Origin of the sequence: Clostridium facile (genome assembly GCF_014297275.1) — a bacterium.
In the GTDB taxonomy this organism is placed as follows: Bacteria; Bacillota; Clostridia; order Oscillospirales; family Ruminococcaceae; genus Massilioclostridium; species Massilioclostridium facile.
Genome location: NZ_JACOQK010000001.1, coordinates 2469184 through 2485031, shown reverse-complemented (window position 1 = coordinate 2485031; position 15848 = coordinate 2469184). Strand labels below are relative to the sequence as shown.

Genomic DNA, 15848 nt, shown 5'->3' with positions numbered 1-15848 from the left:
GGGAGACCCATTTTCACTACAAAAACAAACGAAAAAGGAGGGATTATTTTGAAGCAGGACAGACAAGAGTTTATTTTAAGAAAATTGCGCCAGCAAAACGAAATCAGAATCACAGAAATCCATGCAGCTCTTCCGGAAGTATCAGAAATGACCGTACGCAGAGATTTGGATGAAATGGCTGAACAAGGTTTACTGGTTCGTACCCATGGTGGGGCCCGGCGTGTGCCTGAAGTAGTACCACATAAATACGATTTTGAATCCCGTTCCCATCTTAATCTTTCTGCAAAAACTACTATTGCACAGTTGTCCCGGCATATGATCCCTGCAAACCAATCGGCCTATTTCGAGGCAGGCAGTACAATTATGGAGTTGGTAAAACAAATTGGAAAATATAAGCTACATGCGGTTACCAACGCCCCTAACATTGCACTTGAGCTCTGTAAACATCCAGAAATTCAAACAATTTCATTAGGGGGGCCAGTAAATCCCCGTACCCTTTCGGTTACAGGGCCAATGGCTCTGGAAAATTTAAAACAAATTAATCTTGATATTGCGTTTTTATCCGCTAGTGGTTTTTCTCCGGAAAGTGGTTTTACCAATGCCTACATTGAAGAATGTATTTTAAAACAAACTGTCATACAAATGGCACAGCATATTGTTGTTTTATTAGACCACTCCAAGTTTGGGCAAGTATTACCATTTACATTCGCGCAACCAAAACAGATTCATACAATTGTTACCGACCAAAAACCAGATGATAAAACAATCGCTTGTTTTGAAGAAAATCAAGTACAAATTGTATATCCAACCGTAATATAATACATTATAAAAAGAGTGCTTATTGTTTTTACAGTAAGCACTCTTTTTAATCTATTTTAGATAATGAAAATGTAGAAACAGCTTAGGATCTCTGATGAATAATATTAAGAAATATTAGTAACTGATAACAACACCAATTATATATTTTATCAAATTGGATAGTAAAGCTTTCTTAAGAACTAAACTGGTAACAGTATCTTTCTTCACCAATTGTCTAATTTATCTTTTTATATATAATAGTTTTATTAGAACTCATATCTTTCATACTTATCCAGCTAAAGAAAAAATACTCTTAAAATCATACAACAAAATAAATAGGTTAGTTTTATACAAGTGATAGTTTCTTTCAATCATAGTTTCTGAAAATTCAAATAAACTACTCCTGAATAAATTTAGATGGGAAAGGTCTGCCACTCCACACAGGTTTATCACGTAATATTTACTTAAAATATAACTTATTTATGACAAAAATGGCAGGATTTCAATCAGTTTTTCTGCGGAAATTCCATCCAATGAATAACCTTTTTCCACTAATTTTTCAGAAGCCAAACCATGTAGATAGACTGCGTTGGAAATTGCTTCTTGCGGATTTTGATACCGTGGTAGCAGCCCTGCTATCATTCCGCTCAATACATCGCCGGAACCACCTTTGGCAAGCCCTGCGTTTCCACTAGTGTTGATATACTGATTCCCAGATGGTGTTGCGACAATTGTATATGGACCCTTCAATACCACGAAAATTCCATGTTGCATTGCTAATTTGCGGCTTACCGCAAAACGGTTTTTCTGGATCTCCTCGATTGGTACACCACAAAGTCGTGCCATTTCCCCCATATGCGGAGTAACTACAGTGACAGAAGAACGGTTGTCAACAATCCCCCACATTTCATTCAAATAAAATAAAGCATCCGCATCAATAATCGTAGGCTTATCTTGTACTAATATATTCTTTACCAATTGGCGAGTTTGTTCCGTCCTGCCTAATCCCATTCCGATAGCAACCACCTGAATGGAATCCGGTATCTCTACCTGTACTAAATTTCCATCCTGTTCCTTACAAGGCAAAAAAGTAGCTTCGGTTGCTTTTTGTGCTGCTACTGGACGAATATGGTTTGGGAATGCACAGCTGAGCAGCCCAATTCCAGAGGCAATACAAGCCTGTGCCGCCAAAATCGGTGCCCCTATCATATGGGAGCTTCCCCCAATGATAAGCCCTTTCCCATTACTTCCTTTATGGCTATTTGGACTGCGTTCTATCTTAGTAGATTGATACTCTTTTTCTCCCCAGGTATATTTATGGTATTCCAGGGAATCTGTTGTTTGTGGTGGGATTCCAATATCCACAACCTTCCATTCTCCATAATAACAAGCCGCAGGGTATAAAAAAGCGGATTGTTTTGGATACTGCACCATATAGGTGACATCCGCTCGTACTGCCTGGAATACTATAGCCTGTTCCGCATTCACCCCGCTTGGAATATCCACTGAAACCACCTTTGCCTTGGATTGGTTAACCTCCTGTACAATTCTGTCATATGGAGGGCGCAGTTCCCCTGCCATGCCAATCCCCAAAAGGGCGTCTACAATGACGTCTGCCTGCTGAATCGCAGGATATAACTCTTCTCCATAATGGAATACAGGATACTGATGCCTGTGATAAAGCTCCAGATGTACCTTTGCAGCATCCCGCACCTTTTCCTCTGGAGGAATTAACCACAATTGAACTTGATACCCCAAGTTTAACAAACGGCGGGCAATCACAATTCCATCCCCACCATTGTTTCCCGTTCCTGCCAGCACCACAATATGGGTATCAATCTCCCAGTCCTTGATAATCTCGGATACAATTGCTTGCCCCGCATTTTCCATCAAAGTTTCCCCTGGAATACCAAGAGTCTCAATTGTCATTTGATCCGCCTGATACATTTGATTTTGATTCAATACTTCCACTAAAATATTCCCTCCCTAATGAACGATTGGCATTGCCATACTGTAATGGTAGATTCTCTATTGGACACATTCCTCTTACTCTTGTACATATTTGATTACTTTTGCTGGCACTCCAACTGCCACAGCGTTTTCCGGAATATCCTTTGTCACAACCGCACCCGCACCAATTACCGCATTATCTCCAATGGTTACGCCTGGTGCAATAGTAGCATTAGAGCCAATCCATACATTTTTTCCAATAATAATAGGAAATGGATAGGTTGTGTTTCGAGTTGCTTGGTCAAAACCATGGTTCAGTGTTGCCATGGTAACATTCATTCCAATTTGGGTACCATCTCCAATTACGATTCCTCCACGGTCTTGAAAAGAACAACCTGTATTCAAAAATACATTTTTACCAATTGTAATATTCTTTCCAAAGTCGGTATAAAAAGGCGGAAAGCACAGAAAACTTGAATCAATTTCTGTACCTGTCAGCTGGCAAAATAATTCTCGCACTTGTTCCGGTTCATGATAACTACCATTTAACTCAGCTGTAATTTTCATTGCCTCCTGGCTACATTGCGTTAATAATCCATGTAGTTCTTTGTCTTCCCCTGCAATTGGATTTCCTTCTTTACAAAAAGCAATAAATTCTTTCATTTCCATAGGTAAACCCCTCTCTTTCAGCATTCTTATGATTAGTATAACATATTTGACAAGGAATGTTCCAGCAAAAAAGGGTTGCCGAAGCAACCCTTTTTCTCTTTATTCTGTTTTTACTGGTTCTGGATATGTAACCCCAAAGGTATCCACAGTAATTGTCGCAATCACTGGAGGATTCGCTACAGTACCATTGTTATCTGTAACCTGTGCGTTAGCAACAATCTGGTCTACTACTTCCATTCCTTCGGTTACTTTACCAAATGCGGCATATTCCCCATCTAAGTAGTTCGCATCTGCGTGCATAATAAAGAACTGGGAACCGGCAGAATCCGGCATGGAGCTTCTTGCCATGGATAAAACGCCCCTGGTATGGCTTAAATCGTTTTTCGCATAACCATTGCTGGAAAACTCTCCTGGAATTTCATACCCAGGTCCACCAGTACCGTTTCCTTTTGGATCTCCGCCCTGAATCATAAAGCCGTCCATGATGCGGTGGAAGGTCAAACCATCATAGAATTTCTGGTTGATTAACGAGATAAAGTTGTTTACGGTATTTGGTGCGATATCTGGATATAATTCTGCTTTAATCACACTGCCATCCTGCATGGTGATGGTGACAACTGGATTTTGCGCGTCCGCTGGTTTTGCGCTTTGTACACTAAATTTATCTTCCTGTTTTGAACTAGTTGTTTTACTGGAAGATTGGGATGATGTTGTTTTGGAAGAACTGGATTCTTTGGTAGAAGCAGTTTTGTCGCCTCCGCTACAACCTACTAAGCCAAGGGTCATTACCATTGCCAAAGCAGCTGCAGCAACTTTGAGAAATTTTTTCATGGTTATTTTTTCCTTTCCTGGGTTCCATCCGCACGGGGAATTTATTGATCAGTTATTACAGCATGTTATATGGCCTATTTCCAGTAACACGCCACAAACATCCCATACAAACGGATACCTGTTTTGAATTTATATTTGATCGAATTGATCACAACGTGTTTGTGTAGCGGCTTTTTGCCACTGCTCTGGGGTGATTGTACCTGTACCATCCAGCTGGACTGAAGCTGTCCCTCCGGCGAATGCCCACAACGCAGCCTGTTCCGGACGTTTCCCTTGCAAAATCGCTGTCAGGAAACAGGCCAAGGAGGTGTCCCCTGCCCCAACAGTGGACTTGACTGGTACAGATGGGGTTGTTATTTTCCAAATTCCAGATTGGTTCGCATAATATCCCCCATCCGCCCCCATACTCAACAAAAGATGGTCTGTACAGTTCACAACCCTTGCAATCTGACACAACAGCTCATCTCCCTCCAAACTGGAGTATCCTGTTAAATGTAAAAACTCAACATAGTTGGGTTTGATGACAAAAGGATGGATTTGGGTGACCATTTCCAAGGAAAACAAATCATTATCCAACGTAATCGGATTGGGTAAATCATGGAATGACCGGACCATTTGGAAATACTGCTCCACACTAAGGTTCGGCGGCTTTCCACCAGAAAAAGCCAAAATATCCTGTGGAGATTTCAGGTTTTTACGGATCATCTGGCACACTTGGTCCAACACTTCTGGGGCAATCTTTTCCCCTGTACGGTTTACCTTTAATACTTTACCATCTTCCAAACAAAGGGTCAAGTTTTCCCGGATACTTCCTGGCGGGGAAACAAATTGATAGGATACCCCTTTTTGCTGTAGTAGCTGTTCCATACTGGCCAAGTTATTCCTACACGCAACCCCTAACAATTGGCATTCTGTTCCTAAAGAGTGCAGTACACAAGCGATGTTTACCGCTTTTCCACCAGGATAGACCGTTTCGGATATGGCTTTTACCGGCTCGTCAAAATCAAGCCTTTTTGCCCAAAGCGTAACATCCAAAGCCGGATTTAACGTAACAGCAATTACCTGGGGTTTCCCCATGTGTAACTCCCCCCTTTTACCAATTTACAATTGTTAGATTACCAGATATTTATTTTTTTGTCAATTTTGTTCCCTGGCGAGTTTCTTCAATGAGGTATCCCATTTCGTTAATTTGGTCACGTAGGCTGTCCGCCAACACAAAATCTTTTGCTTTTCTGGCTGCCGCGCGCTGTTCTACCAACGCCATTACTTCCGCTGGAACTTCATCCTCTTTTTTGGATTCGTATAATAACCCCAGCACGCCGGTTAATTGGTCAAAAATCTCTTTCGCGAATAACAAGTGCTGCTTACTTGCCAAGGAATCCCCGCTAATCAGTGGGTTGACATCGCGGATCAATTCAAAAATGGCGGAAATACCATCAGCTGTGTTAAAATCATCATCCATTACACGGATGAATTGTTCTTTCCTTGCCAAAATAGCGTTTTTCTGCTCTTCGGTAAATTCGCCATCCTGGGCTTTGGTCAAAGCAAAATCCAGATTTTCTTTAAATTTATACATACGGTCTAACGCCGCACGGCATTGTTCAATGACCTCAGTGTTGTAGTTGATTGGGCTGCGGTAATGCGCTTGCAACATCATAAACCGGATTGGCTCATAGCCGTATTTGTTGGCAACTTCCCTAACGGTGAAAAAGTTCCCCAATGATTTGGACATTTTTCGGTTATCCACATTAATATAGCCGTTGTGCATCCAGTAGTTGGCAAATGGGACACCGGTAGCGCATTCACTTTGTGCGATTTCATTTTCATGGTGTGGGAAAATCAAATCCTGACCGCCGCAGTGCAGGTCGATGGTTTTGCCAAGATAGTTGGTTGCCATGGCGGAACATTCAATGTGCCAGCCTGGACGCCCTTTTCCCCATGGAGATTCCCAATATGGCTCTCCTGGTTTTGCCGCTTTCCAAACAGCAAAATCCATTGGATGCTGTTTGATGTCGCTTGCTTCAATGCGGGCGCCAGCTTCCAAATCTTCCAAAGGCATATGGGAGAGTTTTCCGTAATCCGCAAATTTTGTCGTACTAAAATATACATCCCCGTTCACTTCATACGCATATCCATTGTCTACCAGATGTTTGACAATATCAATAATCATATCCATACTCTGGGTTACTTTTGGGTGAATGGTTGCTGGACGAACATTCATCCCACGGGCATCGGTTTCGTATTCTTTAATATAACGTTCGGAAATAACCGAAGCGTCTACCCCTTCTTCATTTGCCTTGTTGATGATTTTATCATCCACATCAGTAAAATTTTGCACAAATTTTACTTCATAACCACGGAATTCAAAATAATTGCGCAGGCAGTCAAACAGGCAGATGGGACGGGCATTTCCAATATGGATAAAATTATAAACGGTTGGACCACAGGCATACATGGTTACTTTACCTGGTTCAATCGTTTTAAACTCCTCTTTTTGTCTGGTTAAAGTATTATATATTTTCATTCTGTTTTCGCTCCTTTTTCCTTGATATCCTGTTTTGTAAACTTATTTAATTCCCGTTCCAAAGCGCAAATGCGTTTTACTAGATCCTGAATTTCCTGTTCCACTGGATTGGGCAGATGAACCTGATCCAGCTCTTTGTTGGCATTTTGCACTTTTTGGCCGTTAATCCGGACAATCTTGGCAGGTACGCCTACCGCCGTCGCATTAGGAGGAATCTCCTCCAGCACCACGGCATTTGCGCCCACTCGGGCATTATCTCCCACTTTAAATGGACCCAATACCCTTGCGCCACAGCTTACCAGTACATTGTTCCCTAAAGTTGGATGGCGTTTTCCGTTCTCTTTTCCAGTACCACCCAACGTGACGTTCTGATAAATGGTACAGTCATCCCCCACTTCAGTGGTTTCTCCAATCACAACGCCAGACCCATGGTCGATTACCAGCCCTTTTCCTATTTTAGCACCGGGATGGATTTCAATACCAGTGAAAAAACGGGAAAGCTGGGAGATAGCACGGGCGGTAAAAAAATGTTTGTGCCGGTAAAGAAAATGTGCTACCCGATGGTTGATGACAGCATGTAAACCAGGGTAGAGCAACAGCACTTCCAAGCCAGAACGTGCCGCTGGGTCACGTTCTTTATACGCGTTGATATCATACCGTATACGTCGAAACATACGCAACTCCCTTTCCATTTTATTCAAAAAGTGAGGCAAAAATACGGAAATTTTTTAAACAAATAAAAAAACCTCTGTCAAACACATTTGACAGAGGCGAATAATCCGCGGTTCCACTCTTGTTTCTCACTCACATTGCCGGATAACGGTGGCATTCCGCAAAAGGATACTCCACAACCGTGTTTGTCCCTTTGTGCTGACAGGACGCACTTGGGTTGCTGCCAAAACCGCACCGCTCTCAGCCAATGGCAGGTGCTCTCTGGTTGCCTGGCTGGCAACTTACTCTTTCCTGTTCCAACGCATTTAATTTAATCAAGATTAGTACTATTATACACAAACCGTTCTTTTTTTGCAACCATATTTTTGATCACAGGTTTCTGTTTTGGCTTTCTTTAGCATAAATTACAAGAAACAAAAACAGAAATCAATCTTAGTTGTGAATCACTCCAAAGGAGGCAGGAACTGTTTGAGCGCCACTGCCACCCCATCCGCATCGTTGCTGGCTGTGACCAAATTAGCTATCTTTTTTAAATCCTCGCAGGCGTTTTCCATTGCCACCAGTGTTCCTACTGCTTCCCTCATGGAAAGGTCGTTATTATTGTCCCCAATTGCCAGCACCTGACTTTTGGATATCCCTAACCGTTGGGCAAGATGGGCTAAGCCCTTCCCTTTCTTTACACCAATCTGGTTGAATTCCAGATTGCTTTTGGTCTGGTATGCCATATCGTAAGGAAGTTGTTTTCCCCATTCCCTGGCTTTTAACAAGATTTCCTGCCCAGCAAAAAAGATGTTGATTTTCCCCACTGGATCTGTTCGCTCTTTTAAATAATCCGCAAAATCAGGAACCCCTTTCCTTGTTTTACGGATATGTCCCTCTAACTCCCGCAACTGGAATTGCGCCAGATAATTCAAACAGTTCTGGTCGGTTAAAACCACACCGTCCGCAAACAGTTCAAACATCATGGGAAAGCCGGAAAAATGCTGATAAATCCTATTAACATCCTCCATGGAAAGCGTATTTTGATAAAGCTCTTTGCCCGACCATAAATCCACCGCATAGGCTCCATTACAAGAAATTGCATATTGTACTTCTGGTAAAATAGTAATGACATCCTGCAATTCATTGGATATCCTGCCTGTACAAAAAGCGAATATCACCCCGCTTTTTGCATAACGCCGGATAACAGCCTGGGTCATTAAATCAACCTGCCGTTTGCTATTAAAAAGGGTTCCATCTAAATCCATTGCCACAAGCCGAATCATTTTTATCTCCTAAATGCCACAAAATAGCCATTTTCATGGCTATTTCAGACTGTTTTTCATTGGTAAATCACACACAACTATAGCTGCTCCTGCAAAACTTATCAAAGATATTGCTTTCCAGGTAGGCTGCTGTTGTACCATCTTTGCTATTTATCGTTTAAAAATCCACGGTTGGAAATCATATACTCCGCACCGGAAATCAAAGTCAACAAGGTGGCAATCCACATGAGAATTTGACCAATCATTACGATGAGATCCATACTTGCAAATGGAGTGAACTGGTATACCGTCTGCAATAATAGGATCACTACAATCCCAACCATTTGAGAAACCGTTTTTACCTTTCCCCACATGCTGGCTGCAATCACTTTGCCTTTTCCGCTGGCAATCAGCCGCAAAGAGGTTACCATAAACTCCCGTGCCAGAATAATAACGACCATAATCGAGTTGACAAAACCCAGTTCAATAAAGCAAACCAAAGCGGAGGTAACTAAAATTTTATCCGCCAATGGATCCATAAATTTTCCAAAGTCGGTGACCAGATTGTATTTACGCGCCATTTTTCCATCAATGGTATCGGTAATCGAGGCAATCGCGAAAATCAGAGTTGCCCACAGGTAATTGTACGGAATCTGTTTTATCAACAAAAACGCTACAAAAAATGGAACCAGCAAAATCCGCAGTACCGTCAATTTATTTGGTGTGTTCATTCTGTTTCCTCCTGTACTACCTGACCCATCAGGTCGTATTCTGTTGCGTCAATGATTTTAACAGTGACAAATTCCCCTGCATCGTGTTCTTGCTCGGATACAAAAAGTACTGTTCCATCGATTTCTGGAGCGTCCGCCTCGCTGCGCCCATAATAGCAGCTATTATCATAATCAAAGCCTTCTACCAGTACCTCGATTGTTTTTCCCAGCAAAGCACGGTTGTGTTCCCCATTGATGGTTTGCTGTTCCAACATCACTAGTTCTGCACGGCGTTGTTTTACAGCATCTTCTAATTGTTCTGGCATCCTTCCCGCTGGAGTACCCTCTTCCTGGGAGTAAGCGAAGCATCCCATCCGGTCAAACTTCACCTGTTTTACAAACTCCACTAATTCTTCAAACTGTTCTTCTGTTTCCCCTGGGAAACCAGCAATCAAGGAGGTACGCAATGTGATATTTGGTACCTTTGTGCGAATTTTTTGGATTACATCTAAAATTTCTTCCTTAGTACTACGGCGGTTCATCCGTTTTAACACAGATGTATTGATGTGCTGGATAGGAACATCCAAATATTTTGCGATTTTTGGCTGGGTTGCGATAACATCCAGCAGTTCGTCTGTAATCCGCTCTGGATAGCAGTATAACACACGGATCCAGTGGAATCCCTCGATTTCGCAGAGCTGCTCTAATAACTGCGGTAATTTGGAAGCTCCATATAGATCCTCCCCATAACGGGTGGTATCCTGCGCCACCACAACTAGTTCTTTCACACCGGTTTCTGCCAACCATCTCGCCTCTTTGAGGATATCCTCCATTTCGCGGCTGCGGTATGGCCCACGGATCGATGGGATAGCACAATACGTACAACAGTTATTACAGCCCTCTGCAATCTTTAAATAAGCCAGGTAAGGCGGTGTGGTCAACATGCGATCCCCATTCAACGCAAGCTCGCATTTTGGTGCAAACGCCGCTACCTTTTTCCCTTCTAACGCCTGTTCAATGGCTTTTGCAATTTCACCATTTGCTCCAATCCCCAACACAACATCGGTTTCTGGAATCTCTTTTGCCAACTCCTGCTGATACCGTTCCGCCAAGCAGCCAGTAACTACCACACATTTTAGATTGCCTTGCCCTTTCCGTTCACAAAAATCCAATATGGTATCAATGGATTCCTGTTTGGCACTTTCAATAAAGCCGCAGGTGTTAATTACAACAACATCCGCTTCTTCTGGATTGGATGTAATGGCATAGCCATAGTTTGACATATTGCTGAGCAACATTTCCGCATCCACCTGGTTTTTGGGGCATCCCAGAGATACCATTCCAACTTTTATTGTCATCCGTCTAAAACTCCTCATCATATTCCTGTTGGTCTTCAAATTGCTGCAATGCCTGCTTGATCTCATCATAAGGATGACCTAAACGCAACAAAGCGTTTACCACTTTACGTCTGCCTTTTTCATCCCCTAAATAACGGGCATATTTGCATTCCAGCAAAGAAACCAACTGTTCTTGGGGGTCAATCTCGTATTCCTCCAACACTTGTTGTGCCAGATCACGGGAAACCCCTTTTTTCATCATTTCAAAACCGGCGCGCCGTTTTCCTAGACGTTTCCGTTCCAGGAAATCCCGCGCCAGTTTTTTTGCGTACCGCTCGTCATCTAAAAAACCGTATTCCTCCATTTTATCCGCTATTTCTTCCGCAATATGGAGATTATTTACCGAACGGAGCAGTTTATCAATTAGTTCTTTTCGGGAATGGTCCCGGTATTCCAACAAGTATAGGGCACGTTCCCTGGCTTTTCGGTAATCTGCCTCATAACGGATTTCTTCCAGCTGTTCCTCTGTAACGGAAAGCCCTTCTTTTAGTTTATGATCCACTACCAATTCCGCATGCAGGATATACCAGTACTCTCCATCTACAAAAATTTTGTAGCTCCGGCCTTTTGTCTTTTCAATCCCTGTGATTCTCATCCTTCAAAATCAGCCTCATCCGGTTTGATATCCAGGTTGGGTTCCGCCACTGTATTAGCAGTGACTGGTTCCGCTTTTTCTTCCGCTTTGGAAACCGCTTTTTCTACCGCTGTTTTTTTCTTTTTTGGAGGTTCCAGCTGTTCCTGGTTCTGTTTAATCAGGCTAGCCAGTTCTTCCAATACTTCAGGGTGTTCTTTTAAATATTTTTTGGAATTATCACGTCCCTGGCCTAAATGTTCCCCATTGTAGTTGAACCAGGCACCGGAACGTTTTACAATATCCAAACTAACTGCCATATCCAGGACTTCCCCAACATAAGAAATCCCTTCCCCATACATAATATCAAACTCCGCCTCTTTAAATGGAGGAGCCACTTTATTTTTCACCACTTTACATTTTGTGCGGTTACCGATAATTGCACTACCATTTTTAATCGCTTCGGAACGTCGGATTTCCATCCGGACAGACGCATAGAATTTCAGGGCACGGCCACCTGGAGTAGTTTCTGGGTTCCCGTACATGACGCCAATTTTCTCACGCACCTGATTGATAAAGATCGCCACACAATTGGTTTTTCCTACAATTCCTGTGAGCTTCCTCATCGCCTGGGACATCAAACGGGCTTGCAGACCAACGTGGGTATCCCCCATTTCCCCTTCAATTTCCGCTTTTGTAGTCATCGCAGCAACAGAGTCGATAACAATGACATCTATCGCACCAGAACGCACCAATGCCTCCGCAATTTCCAATGCCTGTTCTCCAGAACTTGGCTGAGAAACCAGCAACGAATCAATGTCAACCCCCAAAGCTTCCGCATAAGTTGGGTCCAACGCATGTTCTACGTCGATAAAAGCAGCTTCACCGCCATCTTTCTGCGCCTGCGCAATAATGGAAAGGGCAACGGTAGTTTTACCAGAAGATTCCGGACCGTAAATTTCTACAATCCTTCCCCTTGGTACACCGCCAATTCCCAATGCCATATCCATGCCCAGGGAACCGGTGGAAATCGCTTCAATATTCATGGCGGCAGACTGCCCCAATTTCATCACAGCTCCCTGTCCAAACTGGCGTTCAATCTGTTCCAAAGCGGTTTCCAGCGCTTTTTTCTTATCCGCAATTAAGTCTTTTTTATTAAACTGTTTTTTTCCTACCTCTTTTTTAGCCATCTATCGAAAACCTCCTTAATCAGCTGGTTTCATTCCATACACCACACGGGTAATATGATTGAGGTCCTGACGGCACCCAATCTGTACAAAACCATGCTCCTGCAATATCTTTATTACATCCTGTTCCTGATCCATTCCAATTTCATAGGCGACCATTCCACCAGGATTTAATTTTTCTTTCCATAACCTTGTGATTTCCCAGTAAAAGTACAATCCATCCTGTTGGCCATATAAAGCCATTGCCGGCTCATATGTTACTTCCTTTTGCAATTCCTCCATATCCTGGGCGGTCAAATAAGGGGGATTGCTCACAATAAGATCAAATGTTCTTACCTGGTGAACCAGCTGCTCCTGCAACACATCCCCTTCTATCAGGGTGACATTCGCATGATGGCGGACGATATTCTTAGACAAATAGGGGATCGCCTGTGGAGAAAGTTCCACTGCGTCCACCATACAGCCAGGACACTCCAAGGCCAGGGTGATCCCAATACAGCCGGAACCCGCACAAAGGTCAACAATCTGCAATTGACGTCCATTGATCCATTCAATTGCCCAATCACAGATGGTTTCTGTGTCAGGGCGAGGGATCAATACCCCTTCCCCAACCGAATATTCCCGTCCATAAAATTCCCATTGTCCCAACAAATATTGAAGTGGGTAGCCCTTGGCGCGTTGTTGTGCCAGCTCCAGAGCCTTTTGTTGTTGCTCCTGTGGGACAGGCTCTCCTTTTCCCAACAGGATTTGTTGACGCTCTTTCCCTGTTGCCAGTTGCACCAAACAAAACGCCTCAAATCCAGCGGAATCCCCTGTATGTTCTAACAGAATATTTTTTACTGCCATTTGCAGTTGTCTTAAATCCATCTATTTCACCACCGGTCAACATCCCGATCTTCTGGAAGGACTTCTTTTAATGCGGCAATCGCAACCTCAATCTGGCTTGCATCCGGTTCACGGGTTGTCAGCCGTTGCAGCCATAATCCTGGTGCGGAAATAATTCGTGTTACAATATTATCATAACGCCCTGCAATGCGAATAATCTCATAAGAAATCCCCACCACAACAGGAAGCAAAGCGATTTTTAATAAAATGCGGATTAACATGCTGTTCCAGGTCACTACAGAGAATACCAAAATACTAATGACCAGAACAATTAAAAGGAAACTTGTTCCACAACGAGGATGGAAACGACGGTATTTTTTGATGTTTTCCACCGTCAATTCTTCTCCTGCTTCATAGCAAGCAATGGATTTATGTTCCGCACCATGGTATTCAAAGGTACGCCGGATATCCTTTAAACGGGATACCCCCCATAAGTACAATATAAAAATAATAATTTTAATAATACCTTCTATTACGGTTTTCCATCCTCCCAGCGGTACCAAATAAGAAATACCTTTTACAATCAGCATTGGAACGTACATAAAAAGCAATAACGCCAATACTACGCCCAATATAGTACCAATTGTTCCAACAATTTTAAACAGTTTATCCCCAAAAATAGATTCTATTTTTTGTTCAAATTTGGAAGGTTCCTCCTCTTCCTCATCATCAGGAATAGACTTCTCCGCGGATTTCATCAAGCACTTATAGCCCACAATCAAAGATTCTACCATATTTACACAGCCCCGCACAAGTGGAATTTTCCGGTACCACTTTGGATGCACTAAATCTCCAGAATCCCATTTTTCTACATCAATTTCCCCATTTGGCAGCCGTACCGCCATAGAAGTTTTGTCAAGCCCGCGCATCATAATGCCCTCAATCAGCGCCTGACCTCCGATTTTGCTTTTAATTGGTTTGTTCAATTTTGTCACCCTTTTTCTGTTATCCCACCGGTTTCTGGTGGAAAATCTGTAATTGTTTGTTCATTTGTTCCCTGATCAATTGGCAAAGTGATTACCACTTTTGTTCCAACATTCTCCTGGCTTTCTATGGTAAGCGTACCATCGTGCATGGCTATAATTTCGCTAGCAACTGCTAACCCTATTCCAGAGCCACGGCGAGTGTTATTCGCTTTATAAAACTTTTCTTTTACCCGTGGCAAATCCTTTTCCGCAATGCCACAGCCGGTATCCTCAACCGTCACCACTATTTTATGTTCTACCGCCTGTGCGGTAACAGTAACGGTATCGCCAGCATCAGAATATTTCAACGCATTGTCAATGATATTGATAAACACCTGTCGAATTCGATTTTTATCTCCATAAATAATGGGCAACATTTCCATATCCTCATAAACCAGCTGTTTCCCATCCCGTTTTGCCCGTTCGGTATAAATTAATACTGCTTCTTCCAGCTCTGCCAGGATATCCATTTTATCCTTTACCAATTTAAAACGTCCATTTTGAATCCTAGAAAAATCCAGTAATTCTTCCACCATATCGGAAAGGCGTTCGGTTTCATTGCTGATCACACGCATGCCTTTTTTTACGGTTTCAGTGTCGTTTACCCCAATACTTAAAATGGTTTCACTCCATCCCTGGATGGCAGTCAATGGCGTCCTCAACTCATGAGAAACGCTAGAAATAAATTCATTTTTCAACTGTTCTGAATTGGATAACTCATCCGCCATATAGTTAATCGTTTCGCAAAGTTCCCCCAGTTCATCCTGGGAATCCCACCGCATCCGTACTTTCATATCACCTGCTGCGATTTTTCGCATAGTAACCCCCATTTCTCGCACAGGGCGGACAATGGAGTTGATAAAAAAGGAACCGGATATAATCACAAATAAAACAATAATAATGCTAACCCCAATAAACAGCAGCACTAGCTTTAACAGCAGGGAGTCTACCTGCTCCAGGGAAACCATATAACGTAAGGCGGAAAACTGATTATTGGTTACGGTAATCAACGAGGTAACTGCCATGTATTTTTCCCCTGTCTCCAGTTTGCCTACATGGTACCCCTTCCCATCCGCCGAGTTCAATGCCTGCACATAATCCGGTGGATTGCTTTCTCCCATATAGGGGAATCCGCTGGAAGTATAGGTGATATTCCCATTAAAATCAATCGACATCAATTCAATGGTATCCTTTTCAGAATAGCTTTCCACCAGGTTTCTAATTTCACTGCTAATATTTTTGGTCGGATCATTCGAGTAGAGCTGGATCAGTTTGAAATTGGAATCCACGCTGGAAATAACCGCCTGCCGAACTCCGGAGTAGTAATAATTTTTGATACTGTACGCAAACCCGATGTTAAGGACGATCAACAATAACAAAATCAACCCTAATGTATTGACCATCCACCGTTGGGTGATGCTTTTTTTTACAGACAAAAATTACAC

At 42.7% G+C, this 15848-nt stretch carries 15 protein-coding genes; 1 reads left to right on the top strand and 14 read right to left on the bottom strand.

The window, feature by feature from the left end:
- Positions 1-48: 48 nt before the first annotated feature.
- Positions 49-819, top strand: a complete 771-nt coding sequence (locus H8Z77_RS10315; RefSeq protein ID WP_186996943.1) for a DeoR/GlpR family DNA-binding transcription regulator — start codon at positions 49-51, stop codon at positions 817-819.
- 459 nt (positions 820-1278) lie between these two features.
- On the opposite strand, the gene H8Z77_RS10310 is transcribed toward H8Z77_RS10315, so the two are convergent.
- From H8Z77_RS10310 to H8Z77_RS10245, 14 genes are all read right to left on the bottom strand, one after another.
- Complete coding sequence (locus H8Z77_RS10310) at positions 1279-2769, bottom strand: NAD(P)H-hydrate dehydratase (RefSeq protein WP_186996942.1); 1491 nt, start codon at positions 2767-2769, stop codon at positions 1279-1281.
- A gap of 75 nt (positions 2770-2844) precedes the next feature.
- Positions 2845-3417 (bottom strand): sugar O-acetyltransferase, encoded by a 573-nt coding sequence (locus H8Z77_RS10305; protein WP_069986895.1) that lies wholly within the window; start codon positions 3415-3417, stop codon positions 2845-2847.
- A gap of 99 nt (positions 3418-3516) precedes the next feature.
- Positions 3517-4020, bottom strand: a complete 504-nt coding sequence (locus tag H8Z77_RS10300) for a peptidylprolyl isomerase (RefSeq protein ID WP_286165680.1) — start codon at positions 4018-4020, stop codon at positions 3517-3519.
- A gap of 357 nt (positions 4021-4377) precedes the next feature.
- Positions 4378-5325, bottom strand: coding sequence for a 1-phosphofructokinase family hexose kinase (locus H8Z77_RS10295; RefSeq protein WP_186996941.1), 948 nt, complete (start codon positions 5323-5325; stop codon positions 4378-4380).
- Between the two features lie 49 nt (positions 5326-5374).
- Positions 5375-6772, bottom strand: a complete 1398-nt coding sequence (gene cysS / locus H8Z77_RS10290) for a cysteine--tRNA ligase (protein WP_186996940.1) — start codon at positions 6770-6772, stop codon at positions 5375-5377.
- Positions 6769-7446, bottom strand: a complete 678-nt coding sequence (epsC, locus tag H8Z77_RS10285) for a serine O-acetyltransferase EpsC (protein ID WP_069986892.1) — start codon at positions 7444-7446, stop codon at positions 6769-6771. Before epsC ends, cysS begins: the two co-directional genes overlap by 4 nt.
- 441 nt (positions 7447-7887) lie before the next feature.
- The gene (locus tag H8Z77_RS10280; RefSeq protein WP_186996939.1) at positions 7888-8709 is read right to left on the bottom strand and encodes a Cof-type HAD-IIB family hydrolase; all 822 of its coding nucleotides are present in this window, start codon (positions 8707-8709) and stop codon (positions 7888-7890) included.
- Between the two features lie 146 nt (positions 8710-8855).
- Complete coding sequence (pgsA, locus tag H8Z77_RS10275; RefSeq protein ID WP_069986890.1) at positions 8856-9419, bottom strand: CDP-diacylglycerol--glycerol-3-phosphate 3-phosphatidyltransferase; 564 nt, start codon at positions 9417-9419, stop codon at positions 8856-8858.
- Positions 9416-10756 carry a 30S ribosomal protein S12 methylthiotransferase RimO gene (gene rimO / locus H8Z77_RS10270; RefSeq protein ID WP_186996938.1) on the bottom strand — a complete coding sequence of 447 codons (1341 nt, stop codon included), beginning with the start codon at positions 10754-10756 and terminating at the stop codon, positions 9416-9418. The genes pgsA and rimO overlap by 4 nt, the downstream gene beginning before the upstream one ends.
- A gap of 4 nt (positions 10757-10760) precedes the next feature.
- Positions 10761-11390, bottom strand: a complete 630-nt coding sequence (locus H8Z77_RS10265) for a regulatory protein RecX (RefSeq protein ID WP_186996937.1) — start codon at positions 11388-11390, stop codon at positions 10761-10763.
- The gene (gene recA, locus H8Z77_RS10260; RefSeq protein WP_076939101.1) at positions 11387-12556 is read right to left on the bottom strand and encodes a recombinase RecA; all 1170 of its coding nucleotides are present in this window, start codon (positions 12554-12556) and stop codon (positions 11387-11389) included. The genes H8Z77_RS10265 and recA overlap by 4 nt, the downstream gene beginning before the upstream one ends.
- 15 nt (positions 12557-12571) lie before the next feature.
- A complete protein-coding gene (prmC, locus tag H8Z77_RS10255) occupies positions 12572-13420 on the bottom strand; it encodes a peptide chain release factor N(5)-glutamine methyltransferase (protein ID WP_069986887.1) in 849 nt (282 codons plus the stop codon).
- A gap of 5 nt (positions 13421-13425) precedes the next feature.
- On the bottom strand, positions 13426-14364 hold the full coding sequence (locus H8Z77_RS10250) for a DUF1385 domain-containing protein (RefSeq protein ID WP_069986886.1): 939 nt from the start codon (positions 14362-14364) through the stop codon (positions 13426-13428).
- A 5-nt stretch (positions 14365-14369) separates the two neighbouring features.
- The gene (locus H8Z77_RS10245) at positions 14370-15839 is read right to left on the bottom strand and encodes a sensor histidine kinase (RefSeq protein ID WP_235843871.1); all 1470 of its coding nucleotides are present in this window, start codon (positions 15837-15839) and stop codon (positions 14370-14372) included.
- Between the last annotated feature and the right edge of the window lie 9 nt (positions 15840-15848).